We start from the raw sequence: 16,678 nt of genomic DNA, 5'->3' as shown, positions 1-16,678 counted from the left end.
AGGGCGTCTTCCTACTAGGGTTGTCACAATAGTTCCCTACGTCGAAGGAACCCCTGACGATGAGCCAGCCGAACGTCATCCTGATCTGTGTCGATGAATGGAGGGGTGACTGCCTTTCCTCGGACGGCCATCCCCATCTGGAGACGCCCCACCTGGACGAATTGGCCCGGAACGGTGTCCGGTTTTCCAAGGGCTATTCTGCTACGCCGTCCTGTGTTCCTGCCCGTGCTGCCCTGTTCACCGGCCAATCGCAGGAACGGCACGGGCGGGTCGGTTACAACGACGGCGTGCCGTTTCACGCAGTCCACCCGGTGACAGTACAGGACCAATTCAGAAAAGGCGGCTACCACACCCAGGCCATCGGAAAGATGCATGTGTGGCCGGAGCGCTCCCGTCTCGGCTTCGACGATGTCATCCTGCACGATGGCTACCTGCACCACGCCCGTCGGGAACACCAGCAGCATTTTGCCATGTTCGACGACTACGTCCCGTGGCTTCGGAGGCAACCGGGCATGGGTCCGGACGCGGAATACTTCGACCACGGCGTCAACTGCAATTCGATTGTCGCCCGCCCGTGGGACAAAGCAGAAAACCTTCATCCGACACACTGGATAGGCACCCAGGCCATCGAATGGATGCACCGGCGCGACCCCGTGAAGCCATTCTTCCTCTACCTTTCCTTCCACCGCCCCCACCCGCCGTACGATCCGCCGTCGTGGGCTTTTGAACAGTACCTCAACATTCCCGCCTATGAAGCTGTGGAAGGCAACTGGGAACATCATTGGGACGACCACCGGCAGGACGGTGATTACCAGGCCAGCTACGGGAGGATGCCGGATCATGTGGTCCACCGGGCCAGGGCCGGATACTACGGCCTGATGGCACAGATCGACCTGCAGATCAACCGGATCAAAGAGTCGTTGGCCGACTTCGGGCTTGCCGACAACACTGTCATCGCCTTTACCAGCGACCACGGCGAAATGATGGGCGACCACCACATGTTCCGCAAGGCCGTGCCTTACGAGGGATCTGCCCGCGTACCATTCATCATCGCCAATGCACCCGCAGCCAAGGACTCGGCCCGTGGAAGCGTCGTGGACCACGTAGTGGAACTCCGGGACATCATGCCCACGCTGCTGGACCTCGCCGGGCTGCCCATCCCGGACTCCGTGGATGGAAAGACCCTTGCACCGCTGGTGCGGGGCCAGAGCACCGAAGCCGTCCGGGAGGTCCTGCACGGCGAACATGTGTACTGGGGACAGAACCTGCATTGGTTGACCGACGGCCACCACAAATACATCTGGGGGTCCGGCAAGGGGACCGAAGAACTCTTCAACCTCGACGCCGATCCGAAGGAGTGCAATAACCTTGCCGACGACGCAAGGTACAAGGGCGAACTCCAGAAGTGGCGGCAACGCATGGTGGAAGTGCTAACGGGCCGCGAGGAAGGCTACGTCGTTGACGGCTCGCTGGTACCAGGGGTGCCCGTGGTCGCCATGTTGCAGCATGCCCGGGAAAAGGCCGCCATCGCCATGTCCGACGCCTAGTTTCCGTAGAAGATCTTCTCGAAGACTCCCCTGGCGCGTCGACTTAGCCGCAAGTAGTCCTCTTCGAACTGGCCCGCATGTCCCGGAGCGTAACCGCACCACCGTGCCGCGGCCTCAAGGTCCTTACGTGACGACGGGAGAAGGTCGGATGCCCGCCCCGTCACGATCACGTTCGCGGAACGGATACGGCTGGCGAGCCGCCACGCCTCCCGCAGGAGCGCGGCGTCGTCTTCGTCGATGAAGTTCAGCTCCACCGCGGCGGCCAACGCCTCAAGAGTTGAACTGGTCCGAAGCTCCGGATGCTTCCCTGCGTGTTGCAGTTGAATCAACTGGACCAGCCATTCAACATCGCTCAGTCCACCGCGCCCAAGCTTGACATGCCGGGCAGGGTCGGCCCCGCGCGGCAATCGTTCGGACTCCACCCGGGCCTTGATGCGACGGACCTCCCGTACATCCTGCTCTGCCAACTCTTTCGGGTATCGGATGGGATCAATGAGCTTCACGAAATCGGCGGCCAACTCATCCGAACCGGCCATGGGGCGGGCCCGCAGAAGTGCCTGGGCCTCCCAGATCAGGGACCACCTGCGGTAGTACTCCGCGTATGACTCCAAGGACCGGACCATGGCGCCGTTCTTGCCCTCGGGTCGTAGGTCAGCGTCGACCATAAGGACCCGTTCGGCCATGATCGCGGGCTTGAGGGGCTGGGTCAGGAAGCTGGAGACTTTCGAAACGATCGCCGTCGCCTGTTCCTGGGCCTCGGCGTCGGTGAATCCGGGCCGCGAGCGGTGCACGTAGATGACGTCCGCGTCCGAGCCGTACCCTATCTCGCGTCCGCCCTGCCGGCCCATGGCAACCACCAGGACGTCCGTCTTCAGCGGACCATCGGAGGCAATGACGGCTTCCGCCACATGTAATGCTCCCAGGACTGCTGCCCGGTCGGTCTCGGCCAGGGCAAGTCCCACGGCATCCTGGTCGAGTAAACCTGAACTGTCCGCAATCGCGGTCCGCAGGATCTCGCGTCGCCGGATCAGCCGGATAAGCCTCATGGCACTTTCAGGATCCGGATGGCGGGACAGCTTGGACTGGATTTCCTGCCACTGGGCCTCAAAGCGGATGGGTACCAGCTCTTTATCGCTGCCCAACCACGCCACGGACTCCGGAGACACCTCCAGCAGGTCCGAAATGAGCCGCGAATTGGACAGCACCTGGCACAGGCGTTCCGCGGCGGCCTGGGAATCCCGAAGCAACCCCAGGTACCAGTGCGTGGTGCCAAGAGCCTCGCTGACCCTGCGGAAGGCGAGCAATCCGGCGTCGGGATCGACGCCTTCGGCGAGCCAGCCCAGCAGAATGGGGAGCAGTTGGCGCTGCAGCGCCGCACGGCGGCTGACGCCCGCTGTCAGCGCCTCGATATGCCGCATCGCGCCTTGCGGATCCTGGTAACCAAGCGCAGCGAGGCGCCCCTGCGCTGCCTCCGGGCTGAGTTTGGCATCCTCGCTGCTGAGCTTGGCCGCTGTATTGAGCAGCGGCCTGTAGAAGATCCGCTCGTGCAGTTCCCGTACGGCTTTCTTGGTCTTCTGCCAGGTCCCCATGAGCTGGTCCGGGTGGGGCCGTTCCAGCGAAAAGGGCCCCAGCACGGCTTTGGCGAGGAATCGCTGCGCGTCTTCGGTCGAGGGCATGAGGTGCGTACGCCGAAGCTGGAACAGCTGGATCCGATGTTCCAGCAGGCGCAGATAGCGGTAGGCGTTGTCGAAGGCGGCAGCGTCCGCTCGGCCGATGTACCCTCCCGCGGAAAGTGCTGCAATGGCTGAGGTAGTGTCCCTGCACCGAAGGGACTCGTCGGATTTGCCATGGACAAGCTGAAGCAACTGCACTGTGAATTCGACGTCGCGGAGGCCGCCGCGGCCCAACTTGATCTGGCGCTGCTCCTCGGCGGCAGGAATGTAATCGGTCACCCTGCGGCGCATCGCCTGCACGGACTCAACGAAGCCCTCACGTCCTGCCGAAGCCCAAACGAGCGGCTCCACTGCCTTCTCGTAACGCTGCCCCAGCTCCCGGTCGCCAGCTATGGTCCGGGCCTTCAGCAGCGCCTGGAATTCCCAGCTTTCGGCCCAGCGTGCGTAATAGCTCAAGTGCGAAGGAAGCGTGCGGACCAACGGCCCCGACTTACCTTCAGGACGCAGATTTGCGTCCACCTCCCATAGACCGGGTTCCGGTGCAGAGGAAGAAATGGCCCGCGAAATCCCTGATGCCAGCGCCGTGCCGATGGTTGATGCGCGTGCGTCCTCCAGCTCCCCCGCTTCAATGACGTAGATGACATCGACGTCGGAAATGTAGTTCAGTTCGCGGGCACCGCACTTGCCCATGCCGATGACGGCGAGCCCGACGTCGGCGATTTCCTCCGCCGGAAACTGACCTGCCGCTTCGGCCCGGGATACCGCAAGGGCAGCCTCGATGGCTGCTCCAGCGAGATCGGCCAGCTCGGCTCCGACGGCCGGCATGAAATCCTGGGGCGAGGCAGCGCAAAGGTCCTTGATGGCAAGCTCAGTCAGTCCCCGGCGGTAGGCAGTCCGCAAGGCCGCGTAAGCCGGCATTCCGGTGATTCCGGCAACCGGTCGCTGGGCGCCCGGCTCGGCTTTGACGGAGCGGAGAAGCATGGCCCGGAGTTCTTCGTTGGAGGCCTGAAGAGGCTCCGGACTGACGCGGACATCGAAGACATCCAGATGTTCCGGCCGACGCATGAGGAACTCCCCCAGCGCCTCGGAGGCCCCCAGCAGGCGGTACATGGGCTCGCAGGAGTCCTGATCGGCCGCTGCCAGCGTCTTCAGCCCTGGATTCTTCTCAATGAGCCGAACCAAGGATTGGAGCGCGGTATCCGGACTGGCCGACATGGACAGACCGGCAAACAGTGCGTCCTCGTCTATGCCCTCAAGTTCGGGGGCAGCAAGGAAGCGTTCGCCTTTTTCGAGGTCACTGAATCCGGCTGAGATGAGCCGACGTGCAAGGCTCACTGGCCCGGCCTAGAGAATGCCGAGGTTGCGTTGCAACTCATACGGAGTGACCTGGAGGCGGTAGTCCTGCCATTCCGCCCGCTTGTTGCGCAGGAAGTGCTCGAACACCTGCTCACCAAGGATTTCAGCTACGAGCTCCGATTCCTCCATGGCACGGATGGCGTCGTGAAGGCTGGCCGGCAAGGGTGCGTGTCCCATGGCCTTGCGCTCCGCGGTAGTCAGCGACCAGATGTCGTCCTCGGCGGCAGCGGGAAGTTCGTAGCCCTCTTCGATGCCCTTCAACCCGGCGCCCAACAGGACGGCGTACGCGAGGTACGGGTTGGTGGCGGAATCGATGCCGCGGTACTCGATGCGTGCCGACTGGCCCTTGCCGGGCTTGTAGAGCGGGACGCGGACAAGTGCAGAACGGTTGTTGTGGCCCCAGCTCAGGTAGCTAGGTGCTTCGCCGCCACCCCACAGCCGCTTGTAGGAGTTCACGAACTGGTTGGTGACTGCCGTGAATTCCGGTGCGTGCTTCAGGATTCCCGCGATGAACTGGCGTGCCGTCTTGGACAGCTGGAATTCGGCTCCGGCTTCGAAGAACGCGTTGGTGTCGCCCTCGAACAGGGAGAAATGGGTATGCATGCCGGAACCGGGGTGGTCCGTGAACGGCTTCGGCATGAAGGTGGCGTACGTGCCCTGCTGAAGGGCGACCTCCTTGATGACCGTGCGGAACGTCATGATGTTGTCCGCGGTTTGCAGGGCATCCGCGTAACGGAGGTCGATCTCGTTCTGGCCAGGGCCGGCTTCGTGGTGGCTGAACTCCACGGAGATGCCTACGGATTCAAGCATGGTGACGGCCGTGCGGCGGAAGTCCTGGGCCACGCCGCCCGGAACGTGATCGAAGTAGCCGCCTTCATCCACGGGAACAGGCGAGCCGTCCGGGCCGAGGTCCTTGGACTTGAGCAGGTAGAACTCGATTTCCGGGTGGGTGTAGCAGGTGAAGCCCATGTCCGCAGCCTTGGCCAGCGTCCTCTTAAGAACGTTGCGGGGGTCTGCCGCGGAGGGCTCACCATCGGGAGTCAGGACGTCGCAGAACATCCTCGACGTCTGTTCCGTCTCGCCGCGCCACGGCAGGATCTGGAAGGTGGACGGGTCCGGCTGGGCGAGCATGTCGGACTCGAATACGCGGGCAAGGCCCTCGATGGCCGAACCATCGAACCCCAGGCCCTCTTCAAAGGCGCCTTCAACCTCGGCGGGAGCAAGTGCCACCGATTTGAGCGAACCAACGACGTCGGTGAACCACAAGCGTACGAAGCGCACGTCACGCTCTTCGATCGTCCGCAGAACGAACTCTTGCTGGCGGTCCATAGGGCCTCTTTTCCGATTCAGTGTCCATGCCGCTGGTTCCAATGGTATGAAGCCACGACAACTCAGCCTTCACTCTACTAAGAGTTCGGTGCTAATGCCGCAGCAGTACTTGCGCGTAACACAGCGTTTACATTCCGTGACGCCGGGCACACTGGTGGCAGGCGTCGTCGGCACCGCTTAGGCTCTACCCATGGCCCCGAGCAACCTTCCTGAGTCCACCACGCCCGCCGAAGTTCCCGCACCCTACGGAACAGGTCCTGCTGCCACGGCCGCGACGCCCCCGGCGGACGGCAGGAAGCCGATCAGCCGGGTCAGGATTCATCACCTCCAGCAGGCCAAGGATAACGGCGGGCGCTTCGCCATGCTGACTGCCTATGAGCAGTACACCGCCGAAATCTTTGACCAAGCCGGAATCGAAGTCCTCCTGGTTGGCGACTCCGCGTCCAACAACGTCTTCGGCAACGAGACGAGCCTTCCCGTCACTGTGGACGAGCTCCTGCCCCTGACGCGGGCCGTGAGCCGGGCAGCCAAGCGGGCCCTGGTCGTAGCCGACCTTCCGTTCGGCAGCTATGAGGTTTCGCCCGGACAGGCGGTGGCCACCGGTGTCCGGTTCCTCAAGGAAGGGCTGGCGCACGCTGTCAAGATTGAGGGCACCGCTTACTACGCGGACACTGTCAAAGCCATGGTCCAGGCCGGCATCCCGGTCATGGCCCACATCGGCTTCACCCCGCAAAGCGAACACTCCCTCGGCGGCTACCGGGTCCAGGGTCGCGGAGACGATGCGCAACGCCTCGTCGACGACGCAGTTGCCTTGCAGGATGCCGGCGCCTTCAGCGTGCTCATGGAGATGGTTCCAGCGGAAACTGCTGCCGCCGTCGATGCCGCCTTGCGGGTCCCCACGGTAGGGATTGGTGCCGGCAACAGCACTACGGGACAGGTCCTTGTATGGCAGGACATGGCAGGATTGCGGGGCGGCAAGATGGCCAAGTTCGTCAAGCAGTATGCCGACCTTCGCACCACCTTGAGCGATGCTGCCGCCGCCTACGGTGAGGACGTCAGGTCCGGGCAGTTCCCCGGACCCGAGCATTCCTTCTAGTCGTCGTCCTGGGCATCCCAGGCGTCGTTGCGCGCTTTGACCTTTTCCAACGCGTGCTCGGCTTCTTCCCTGGTTTTGTAAGGGCCAATCAGCTGGGTCCAATCGGACATGGCGTCTTCTTCGATCTCGTGCGTCTTGACGTTGTACCAGTACTCCGTCACGTCTCCTCCTCGATCATTCGTGCCGTGGACGCGTAACGTTGGCGGGGTCACAGGAACCGGGCCACACTTTGTTACTTACGTCTCTTGTGTGCCTTATATGATCAATCTATGCCTTCTCTAGCTTCGACTGCACCCATCGGCGCCCTCACCCCGGGAACCATCAGCCCCGAAAGGCCCGTCCCGGCCTCCATTGCCCGGCCCGAGTACGTCGGCAAGAAGGCACCCGCCAAGTTCACCGGCTCCGAAGTGAAATCAGCCGAGACCATCGAGAAGATCCGGGTCGCAGGCAAAATCGCCGCACAAGCGATCGTCGAGGTCGGCAAGCACATCCAGCCCGGCGTCACCACCGACCAGCTGGACAAGGTCGGCCACGAGTTCCTGCTGGACCACAACGCTTATCCGTCCACTCTGGGCTACCGGGGCTTCCCCAAGTCCCTGTGCTCGTCACTGAACGAGGTCATTTGCCACGGCATCCCCGACTCCACGGTGGTCCAGTACGGCGACATCCTTAACATCGACATCACCGCTTTCATCGGCGGCGTACATGGGGATACCAACTACACTTTCCTGGTTGGCGACGTGGATGAAGAATCCCGTCTGCTGGTTGAGCGTACGCAGGAGTCGCTCAACCGGGCCATCAAGGCCGTGGCCCCGGGCCGCGAAATCAACGTAATCGGCCGTGCCATCCAGTCCTACGCCAAACGCTTCGGCTATGGCGTGGTGCGGGACTTCACGGGCCACGGCGTGGGTGAGGCCTTCCATACGGGCCTCATCATTCCGCATTACGACGCAGCCCCGGCGTACAACACCGTGATCGAGGCAGGCATGGTCTTCACCATCGAACCCATGCTGACCCTCGGCACCATCGAATGGGACATGTGGGCCGACGACTGGACGGTCGTCACCAGGGACCACAAACGCACGGCCCAATTCGAACACACCCTGCTGGTCACAGAGACCGGCGCGGAAATCCTGACCCTTCCCTAAGCTCTCCGGAAGGTCTTTGCAGCCCGGGCGGCTGCGCCATGCCCATCCCCTCCTGCCATGATCGGAATTGCATTGTCCAAGAAGGATGAGAAGACCCACAAGAACGCACCGTTGATCGGAATCGACATCGGTGGCACCGGCATCAAGGGCGGCATCGTCGACCTGAAGAAGGGCAAGCTGATCGGGGATCGCTTCCGCGTTCCCACACCCCAGCCCGCAACTCCGGAGGCAGTGGCCGAGGTTGTCGCCCAGATCGTCGAAGAACTATCCAGCAGGCCGGATGCCCCGGCTGCAGATTCTCCGGTGGGTGTGACCTTCCCTGGAATCATCCAGCACGGCGTGGTCAACTCAGCAGCCAACGTGGACAAGACCTGGCTGGGCACTGACATCGACTCGACGTTCACCAAGCGCCTTGGTCGTCCTGTGGAGGTCATCAACGACGCCGACGCCGCCGGCCTGGCGGAAGCCCGCTATGGCGCCGGCGAAGGCGTGGACGGAACGGTCCTGGTGATCACGTTGGGTACCGGCATTGGTTCGGCCTTCATCTTCAACGGCCAGTTGGTCCCCAACGCCGAGCTCGGCCACCTTGAGGTGGACGGACACGACGCCGAAACCAAGGCCTCCGCCGTGGCCCGCGAACGCGACGGCCTGAGCTGGGACGAGTACGGCGTCCTGCTCAACCGATACCTCCAGCACGTCGAGTTCCTGTTCTCACCCGAACTCTTCATTGTGGGCGGCGGCATCTCCAAGCGGTCCGACGAGTACTTCCCGCACCTTGAGCTGCGGACCAAGATCGTCACCGCAAAATTGAAGAACGACGCCGGCATAGTTGGCGCCGCGCTTGAGGTCGCCCTGCACCACAAACTCGCAAAGTAGGCACGGATGGCTCACGGCGGGGCCCCGGACATCGGAGTAGCAATCGTCACCGGGGCCAGCCGCGGGATCGGCGCTGCCGTGGCCTACGCTGCGGCACGCGCTGGGTACGCAGTGGTGGTCAACTACTCCGAGGACAGTGCGGGCGCCAAAACCGTTGTCGAGGAAATCATCGATAGGGGCGGCATGGCTCTGGCTGTCCAGGCGGACGTCAGCCGACCCGCCGACGTCGTGCGTTTGTTCGACGAAGCTTTCGCTCTTGGACCGCTGACAGCTGTGGTCAACAACGCCGCCATCACCGGTAACCTGATCGGCACGCTGGTCGAGGTGCCTGCAGAGACAGTGCAGCGGGTTGTTGACGTCAACGTGGCCGGAATGATTTTCATGTGCCAGGAAGCAGTGCGCAGGCTCTCAGCGGACAACGGCGGGAGCGGCGGATCCATCGTCAACATTTCCTCCACAGCCACAAAGGCAGGCTCCCCCGGGACGTGGGTCCACTACGCCGCAACCAAAGGGGCCGTGGATGTGTTGACTGTGGGCCTAGCGGCCGAAGTGGCCAAGCAGGGCATACGGGTCAACGCAGTGGCCCCCGGCAGCACCAACACCGGCCTGCATGCAGCGGCCGGAATGCCGGACCGGGTCGAACGACTGAATCCCACCATTCCCATGGGGCGTGGGGCTGAGCCCGAGGAAGTGGCAGCGGCCGTCATGTGGCTGATGTCCACCGATGCCGGGTACGTCACCGGCGCGGTGCTTCCCGTGTCCGGAGGACGCTGACCGGGTCAAGGCCCTGTACGGTGCCGGTGGCGGTTGCGGCTTCCCCTCCGCACCGCCACCGGAGCTAGAGTTGGCTCTTCTGAGAGCCCGTGGCTTCTTTGGCGGCTGTTTTCGCGTGCTCTTCATGCTCGTGGCGAAGCAACGAGATAGCCGATTCGAAGTCTTCCAGGGATTCGAAAGCCTGGTAAACGCTGGCGAAGCGGAGGTACGCCACCTCGTCCAGTTTTCGCAGTGGGCCAAGAATAGCCAGGCCTACCTCGTGTGCATCAATTTCCGCCGCGCCGGACGAACGGATGTTTTCTTCGACTTCCTGGGCCAGCATTGCGAGGTCGTCCTCGGTGACCGGGCGCCCCTGGCACGCTTTGCGGACGCCACTGATGACCTTGATCCGGCTGAAGGGTTCACCGACACCGGACCGTTTGATGACGGACAAGCTGGTGGTCTCAATCGTGGTGAAACGACGGCCACATTCGGGGCACTGGCGACGGCGGCGGATGGAAGAACCGTCATCGGCCATGCGGCTGTCAACGACGCGGGAGTCGGGATTCCGGCAGAACGGACAATACACGCTGGGCCTCCCCTGACTGTTCCGGCACAATCCGTGCCCGGCAGGTTGCCGGAGACGCAAAGGGTGCCGGAAGTTTTCACTTCCGGCACCAGTTTACGTTCGTCTACACCGTAATGACAAGCGTGTAATTACTACATGTAGTGGTGGGCACCCGTATATGTAGTGGTTGACCCCCTTATGCGAAGCGGATCCGTACCGCATCTCCGTGCCCTGGAAGGTCCTCGGCACCGGACAAGCTCACGATGTGGCCACTGACCTGCTCCAGCGCAGCACGGTCGTAGTTGATGACCTGCACGGCACGGAGAAACGTGGTGACATTCAGGCCGGAAGAGAAAGCCGCCGTCCCGCTGGTGGGCAGGACGTGGTTGGAGCCGGCACAGTAGTCACCCAGGCTGACAGGACTGTAGTCACCTACAAAGATCGCGCCGGCGTTGCGGATCCGTGATGCAACAACAGCCGCATCCGCCGTCATGATTTCGAGGTGTTCTGCAGCGTAGGCATTACAGACTGCGATTCCCTGCTCAAGATCATCCACCAGAACCACGCCCGACTGCGGCCCGGACAACGCCTCCAGGACGCGGGCGCTGTGCTTGGTTCCGGCCGCTTGCAATGCCAGTTCAAGCACGACGGCGTCAGCCAGGTCGGCCGAGTCCGTCACCAGGACCGATGCTGCTTTGGGATCGTGCTCTGCCTGGCTGATGAGGTCGGCCGCCACAAGCGGCGCTTGAGCGGTGGCATCGGCAAGGATGGCGATCTCGGTCGTGCCGGCCTCCGAGTCAATGCCCACCACGCCCTTGACGAGCCGTTTGGCCGTGGCGACGAAGATGTTTCCAGGTCCTGTGACCACATCCACGGGCTCGATCGGCAACTCCCCTCCCGAACCCGGAATGCCATAGGCAAAGGAGACGATGGCCTGCGCGCCACCGATGGCGTACACCTCATCGATGCCCAGCAGTTCTGCGGCGGCCAGGATGGTGGGGTGCGGCAGCCCGCCAAAGTCCTTCTGCGGAGGAGAAGCCAGCGCAATGGACTCGACGCCGGCCGCGACTGCGGGTACGACGTTCATGATGACCGAGGACGCCAACGGGGCGAGTCCACCCGGAACATAGAGACCGACGCGGCCCACCGGAATCCAGTTCTGGCTGACAACGGCGCCGTCGGCCAAGGCGACGTCAACGTTGACCGGGCGCTGCTGATCGGCAAATTGCCTGGCTCGGCTGATCGACTCTTCCAACGCGGCACGAACCATCGGATCCAACCCGGCCAAAGCCTGGGTGAGTGCCTCGGCCGGAACGCGCGGGTGCGACTGATCCACGCCGTCGAACTTCTTTGCCAACTCCGCCAGTGCAGCAAAGCCCTGGCTCCGAACGGCCGAAATGATGTCCTGGACCTTCTGCTCGGCGTCGGCCATCGTCTGATGGCGCGCCCTGGGCACGGCAGCACGCAGCTCCGCCAAGGAAAGATGGCGGCCCCGGAAATCGATGGTGCGGAAGTCGAGGGAAGCGGCGGCGCGGGCGGAGGTATCCGAAGAAGTGGTCACCCGACTATTTTACGGGCTTCTTCGAAAGAACCCCGAACAGCGCCAGGACGAACGTGATGAACGATATGGCAGCGGGCCACAGAACCAGGACAGCGTAGGAGCGGAGCGTGAAACCAAACCCCGGGCCAAGAGCCGGGTCCGGCGCCGGGCCAAAAAGTTGCGCTGCCAGCAGGCCAACCAGCCAGGCAATGACCCCGCCCACCGCGCCACCAACAAGTGCGAACGCCAGCCGCCGCCCCACGCTGGGTCCCTGTAGTTTTCCGTCAAGCATGACGCCGGTGAAGCATCCTGCCACCACCATCAGCCCAGCGAGGACCAGGTCCCGTGGGAGCCAGGATCCGGGATTGGCCGCATCGGCGAGCTCGGGATTGCCGGAGACCAGGTTCAGCCCGCCAGGCGCGAGCAGCCACCAGAGCGCGCCGAGAAGGACACCGGAAGCCGCCGGAAGGACAAGCCAGCGAGCCTCCCGGAAACGGCGGGGGCGGGGAGCCGGAGCCGGTTCGGCAACAGCTGGGACGTGCACGGTTGGCTCGGTCATACAACTCACATTAACAAAGGTTCACGCACGCTCAACAAAATGAGGACCCCACAGTCCTTGAGGAATACCCTGAGGTGAGACGCAGACCCCCAGTCCAGGAGATAGACCCACGTGGCAAGCGAACCAGCCGGCTTTGAACAGACTTTCCGGGAAATGTTCCGCCGGCATGCCGCCGGAGTAGCCATCATTACGGCAAACCTCAATGGACAGCCCTTCGGCTTCACCGCGACCTCCGTGGCCTCGCTGTCCGCCGAACCGCCCCGCTTTACGTTCAACATGGCCAGAAGTTCCAGCTCATGGCCTGCCGTGGCCAACGCCGAGTACATCGGAGTCCACATGCTGGGGCTCGAGAACCAAGCACTCGCCAATCGGTTCGCACGGACACGCGACCGGTTTGAGGGCGACCACTGGGAGCCGGGCCCCCACGAGGTGCCGATCCTCAAGGATGTCAGCGGCTGGCTCGTGGGAAAGATCCAGATGCGCCTGTCGTTCGAAAACAACGCCGTGGTGGTGGTCGAGGTCATCGACGGCCAAGTCGGCGAGGACGGCACTCCCCTGCTCTACCACAGCGGTGGTTACAGCAAGCCGGCGCCGCTCGACTACGAAATCTAACCGAGCGGCATCGATCCGGCTAGTTATCCAGGCAGGCCGGACCCAACAGGACCTTCAGATCACCAAACAGTGAGGGACTGGGGTTCACCCGCATATGCACGGGCAGGCCCATGACCTCCACTTTGGTATCACCCATCAGCTTCAGCCGGACCTCCGAGTTCCCGCGGTGCGTCCGGAGGACATCACGCAGGTCCGTCACCACCGCCTCCGTTGCCTTGAACGTGGGAATCGTGATGACCACCGGTCCGTTCACGCTCTCGCTAAGGTCCGGAACCGAGAGCTCCATGCAGTTCAGTGTCACTGCCCCGTCATCCCTGCGCTGCAGCCTGCCCTTGACCACCACGATCAGGTCCTCCGCCAGGACCGAGGCGATGGGGCCATAGACCTGGCCGAAGAACATGACCTCCATGGAGGCGCCAAGGTCTTCGATCTCCGCGCGGGCATAGGCGTTTCCGCTGGCCTTCGCGATCCTGCGGCTCAACGAGGTGATCATGCCCGCAATGGTGACAATTGCGCCGTCGTGCGGTCCATCCTCAGCGATGATCGAGGTAATGGATTGCTCAGCATGTTGGCTGAGAACGCCTTCCAGCCCTTGCAGCGGATGGTCCGAAACGTAGAGGCCCAGCATGTCCCGTTCAAAGGACAGCTTGTCCTTTTTCTCCCATTCGGGAAGGTCAGGGATTTCTGTGGTCAGCGAGGCTTCCGGCTCCTGGTCCTCAAAGCCGGCAAAGAGATCGAACTGGCCGATCGCCTCGTTGCGCTTCAGGGTGATCACCGAATCGATGGCTTCTTCGTGGATCATCGCCAATGCACGCCGGTGGTGGCCCAGGGAGTCGAACGCCCCGGCCTTGATCAGCGATTCGATGGTGCGCTTGTTGCACACCACCGCGGGTACCTTCAGGAGGAAGTCCTTGAACGACGTGTAGCTTCCCTCAGTGCTGCGGGTGGAAACCATGGCATCCACGACGTTGACGCCGACATTGCGGATGGCGCCCATGCCGAAACGGATGTCCGTTCCCACAGGGGTGAAGTTCAAGGACGATTCGTTGACATCCGGCGGGAGCACCGTGATGCCCATGCGTCGGCACTCATTGAGGTAGATGGCGGATTTGTCCTTGTCATCACCCACTGACGTGAGCAAGGCAGCCATGTACTCCGGCGCATAGTGCGCCTTCAAATATGCGGTCCAGTAGGAAATGACGCCGTACGCGGCCGAGTGGGCCTTGTTGAAGGCGTAGTCGGAGAACGGGAGCAGGATGTCCCACAGTGTTTTGACGGCAGCCATGGAGTAGCCGTTGTCCTGCATGCCCTGGGAGAACCCGGCGAACTGTTTATCCAGCTCCGATTTCTTCTTCTTGCCCATGGCCCGGCGAAGGATGTCTGCTTGTCCGAGCGAGTAGCCGGCCAGCTTCTGTGCCACGGCCATGACCTGCTCTTGGTACACGATCAGGCCGAAGGTGCCGCCAAGGATTTCCTTGAGGGGTTCTTCCAGCTCCGGGTGGATGGGAATGACCTCTTGGATCCCGTTTTTACGCAAGGCGTAGTCGGTGTGGGCGTTGGCGCCCATGGGGCCGGGACGGTAAAGAGCCAGGACTGCGGAAATGTCTTCGAAGTTGTCGGGCTTCATGAGCTTGAGCAGGGACCGCATGGGTCCGCCGTCCAGCTGGAACACGCCCAAGGTGTCGCCACGGGCCAGGAGCTCGTAGGACGCGGCGTCGTCGAGTTCCAGGTTTTCCAGGTCCAGGTCGACGCCACGGTTCATCTGGATGTTCTCCAGGGCGTCCGAAATGATCGTCAGGTTTCGGAGACCCAGGAAGTCCATCTTGATGAGGCCGAGGCCTTCGGACGTCGGGTAGTCGAACTGGGTGATGACCTGGCCGTCCTGGAAACGGCGCATGATGGGAATGACATCGATGATGGGGTCCGAGGACATGATGACACCGGCTGCGTGCACACCCCACTGCCGCTTCAGTCCTTCGATACCCAGAGCTGTCTCGAAGACCTTGGCAGCCTCGGGGTCGGTGGCAATGAGCTGGCGGAAGTCCCCCGCTTCGCTGTAGCGCTTGGATTCCGGGTTCTGGATGTCCGCCAGCGGGATGTCCTTGGCCATGACGGCCGGAGGAAGGGCTTTGGTCAGAGTCTCGCCCATGCTGAACGGATAGCCCAGCACACGCGATGAGTCCTTGAGCGCCTGTTTGGTCTTAATGGTGCCGTACGTGACAATCATCGCCACGCGCTCGTCACCGTACTTCTTCGTGACGTAGTCGATGACCTCGGAGCGGCGGCGATCATCGAAGTCGACGTCGAAGTCGGGCATGGAGACGCGGTCCGGGTTGAGGAAGCGTTCGAAGATCAGGCCGTGCTGCAGGGGGTCGAGGTCGGTAATACGCATGGCGTAGGCCACCATGGAGCCTGCGCCGGAACCACGGCCGGGGCCAACACGGATTCCGTTGTTCTTGGCCCAGTTGATGAAGTCCGCGACCACCAGGAAGTAGCCGGGGAAGCCCATGGACGTGATGACGCCCAATTCATAGTCCGCCTGCTTGCGGACCTTGTCCGGGATCCCTTGGGGGTAGCGGTACTTGAGGCCGGTGTCTACTTCCTTGACGAGCCAGGAGGTCTCGTCTTCTCCGGGCGGGCAGGGGAAGCGTGGCATGTAGTTGGCGCCGGTATTGAACGAGACTTCGCAGCGCTCGGCAATGAGCAGCGTGTTGTCGCAGGCGTCCGGGTGATCGCGGAACAGTTCCCGCATTTCCTGCGGCGACTTGAGGTAGTAACCGCTGCCCGAGAAAGCGAAACGGGAACCACCATTGTCGTACGTCGGCTCCAGGAGGGTGGAGCCCGACTGGATTGCCAGCAATGCCTCGTGGGCCTTGGCATCGTGTTCATGCGTGTAGTGGAGGTCGTTGGTGGCCACCAACGGGAGGTTGAGCTCCTTGGCAAGTCGCAGGAGGTCGCCAGTGACACGCCGTTCAATGTCGAGGCCGTGATCCATCAGCTCACAGAAGTAATTCTCTGCGCCGAAAATATCGCGGAACTCAGCAGCAGCCTCCACGGCTTCGCGGTACTGCCCGAGCCTCAGTTTTGTCTGGACCTCTCCGGACGGACACCCCGTGGTGGCAATCAAGCCTTCGGAGTATGTGTTCAGCAGCTCACGGTCCAGCCGCGGCCACTTTCCAAAAACAGAATCGAGGGAGGCGATGGAAGACGCGCGGAACAGGTTGCGCATTCCTACATTGTTGTAGCTCAGCAGCGTCATGTGGGTATAGGAGCCACCGCCGGAGACGTCATCTTTACGCTGGCTTTCGTCGCCCCAGCGTACGCGTTCCTTGTCGCCCCGGGCAGTTCCCGGGGTGACATAGGCTTCGACACCGATGATCGGCTTGATGCCCTTGTCCGTGGCCTTGCGCCAGAAGTCGAACGCACCGAACAGGTAGCCGTGGTCCGTGGTGGCCAGCGCCGGCATGCCCAGCCGTTCGGTTTCGTCGAACAGCTCGCCCAAGCGGGCCGCTCCATCCAGCATGGAGTACTCGGTGTGGGTGTGCAGGTGGACGAACGAATCATTGCTGGAAGTCACCACGACAGTCTACCGTCCCGGGTCCGACAGAACCCGGTCCGGAC

The 16,678-nt window shown here is 62.6% G+C and carries 13 protein-coding genes; 6 read left to right on the top strand and 7 right to left on the bottom strand.

The genetic code is table 11. The features are described from left to right. Positions 1–59 precede the first annotated feature (59 nt). Positions 60–1,547: an arylsulfatase gene (locus J3D46_RS13585; RefSeq protein WP_253467696.1), complete on the top strand. Its 1,488-nt coding sequence runs from the start codon at positions 60–62 to the stop codon at positions 1,545–1,547. Here the strand turns inward: J3D46_RS13585 and J3D46_RS13580 are convergent. Then, complete coding sequence (locus tag J3D46_RS13580) at positions 1,544–4,555, bottom strand: bifunctional [glutamine synthetase] adenylyltransferase/[glutamine synthetase]-adenylyl-L-tyrosine phosphorylase (protein WP_231339018.1); 3,012 nt, start codon at positions 4,553–4,555, stop codon at positions 1,544–1,546. The two genes, J3D46_RS13585 and J3D46_RS13580, sit on opposite strands and share 4 nt — an antisense overlap. A gap of 9 nt (positions 4,556–4,564) precedes the next feature. Next, positions 4,565–5,905: a type I glutamate--ammonia ligase gene (glnA, locus tag J3D46_RS13575; RefSeq protein ID WP_231339020.1), complete on the bottom strand. Its 1,341-nt coding sequence runs from the start codon at positions 5,903–5,905 to the stop codon at positions 4,565–4,567. 190 nt (positions 5,906–6,095) lie between these two features. Here glnA and panB point away from each other — a divergent pair, with 190 nt between their 5' ends. Then, complete coding sequence (gene panB / locus J3D46_RS13570; protein WP_231339021.1) at positions 6,096–7,001, top strand: 3-methyl-2-oxobutanoate hydroxymethyltransferase; 906 nt, start codon at positions 6,096–6,098, stop codon at positions 6,999–7,001. On the opposite strand, the gene J3D46_RS13565 is transcribed toward panB, so the two are convergent. Beyond that, entirely contained in the window at positions 6,998–7,162 is a 165-nt protein-coding gene (locus J3D46_RS13565) for an SPOR domain-containing protein (protein WP_011774435.1), read from the bottom strand. The two genes, panB and J3D46_RS13565, sit on opposite strands and share 4 nt — an antisense overlap. A 108-nt stretch (positions 7,163–7,270) precedes the next feature. On the opposite strand from J3D46_RS13565, the gene map reads away from it, so the two are divergent. The 3 genes from map to J3D46_RS13550 all read left to right on the top strand — a co-directional run bounded on the left by map (position 7,271) and on the right by J3D46_RS13550 (position 9,799). Then, complete coding sequence (map, locus tag J3D46_RS13560) at positions 7,271–8,149, top strand: type I methionyl aminopeptidase (protein WP_253467693.1); 879 nt, start codon at positions 7,271–7,273, stop codon at positions 8,147–8,149. A gap of 72 nt (positions 8,150–8,221) precedes the next feature. Next, positions 8,222–9,025: a polyphosphate--glucose phosphotransferase gene (gene ppgK, locus J3D46_RS13555; protein WP_269215586.1), complete on the top strand. Its 804-nt coding sequence runs from the start codon at positions 8,222–8,224 to the stop codon at positions 9,023–9,025. 6 nt (positions 9,026–9,031) lie between these two features. Then, a complete protein-coding gene (locus tag J3D46_RS13550) occupies positions 9,032–9,799 on the top strand; it encodes an SDR family oxidoreductase (protein WP_253467690.1) in 768 nt (255 codons plus the stop codon). A 64-nt stretch (positions 9,800–9,863) separates the two neighbouring features. On the opposite strand, the gene nrdR is transcribed toward J3D46_RS13550, so the two are convergent. The 3 genes from nrdR to J3D46_RS13535 form a co-directional block, all read right to left on the bottom strand. Then, positions 9,864–10,367, bottom strand: coding sequence for a transcriptional regulator NrdR (gene nrdR / locus J3D46_RS13545; protein WP_231339026.1), 504 nt, complete (start codon positions 10,365–10,367; stop codon positions 9,864–9,866). Positions 10,368–10,542: 175 nt separating this feature from the next. Continuing rightward, positions 10,543–11,907 carry a histidinol dehydrogenase gene (gene hisD / locus J3D46_RS13540; protein ID WP_231339034.1) on the bottom strand — a complete coding sequence of 455 codons (1,365 nt, stop codon included), beginning with the start codon at positions 11,905–11,907 and terminating at the stop codon, positions 10,543–10,545. 4 nt (positions 11,908–11,911) lie between these two features. After that, complete coding sequence (locus J3D46_RS13535) at positions 11,912–12,445, bottom strand: hypothetical protein (protein ID WP_253467687.1); 534 nt, start codon at positions 12,443–12,445, stop codon at positions 11,912–11,914. 111 nt (positions 12,446–12,556) lie between these two features. Here J3D46_RS13535 and J3D46_RS13530 point away from each other — a divergent pair, with 111 nt between their 5' ends. Further along, positions 12,557–13,057 carry a flavin reductase family protein gene (locus tag J3D46_RS13530; protein ID WP_308292026.1) on the top strand — a complete coding sequence of 167 codons (501 nt, stop codon included), beginning with the start codon at positions 12,557–12,559 and terminating at the stop codon, positions 13,055–13,057. A 19-nt stretch (positions 13,058–13,076) separates the two neighbouring features. On the opposite strand, the gene dnaE is transcribed toward J3D46_RS13530, so the two are convergent. Beyond that, the gene (gene dnaE / locus J3D46_RS13525; protein ID WP_231339036.1) at positions 13,077–16,634 is read right to left on the bottom strand and encodes a DNA polymerase III subunit alpha; all 3,558 of its coding nucleotides are present in this window, start codon (positions 16,632–16,634) and stop codon (positions 13,077–13,079) included. Between the last annotated feature and the right edge of the window lie 44 nt (positions 16,635–16,678).

The sequence above is a fragment of the Paenarthrobacter sp. A20 genome, from assembly GCF_024168825.1.
Classification (GTDB): domain Bacteria; phylum Actinomycetota; class Actinomycetes; order Actinomycetales; family Micrococcaceae; genus Arthrobacter.
The sequence above is the reverse complement of the archived record's forward strand: the minus strand, read 5'-3'. Positions and strand labels throughout refer to the sequence as shown.

Bases quoted from the DNA above. Each gene is read 5' to 3' on its own strand.
- J3D46_RS13550 (WP_253467690.1), top strand. From the start codon at position 9,032: ATGGCTCACGGCGGGGCCCCGGACATCGGAGTAGCAATCGTCACCGGG.
- panB (WP_231339021.1), top strand. From the start codon at position 6,096: ATGGCCCCGAGCAACCTTCCTGAGTCCACCACGCCCGCCGAAGTTCCC.
- J3D46_RS13535 (WP_253467687.1), bottom strand. From the start codon at position 12,445: ATGACCGAGCCAACCGTGCACGTCCCAGCTGTTGCCGAACCGGCTCCG.
- map (WP_253467693.1), top strand. From the start codon at position 7,271: ATGCCTTCTCTAGCTTCGACTGCACCCATCGGCGCCCTCACCCCGGGA.
- J3D46_RS13585 (WP_253467696.1), top strand. From the start codon at position 60: ATGAGCCAGCCGAACGTCATCCTGATCTGTGTCGATGAATGGAGGGGT.
- glnA (WP_231339020.1), bottom strand. From the start codon at position 5,905: ATGGACCGCCAGCAAGAGTTCGTTCTGCGGACGATCGAAGAGCGTGAC.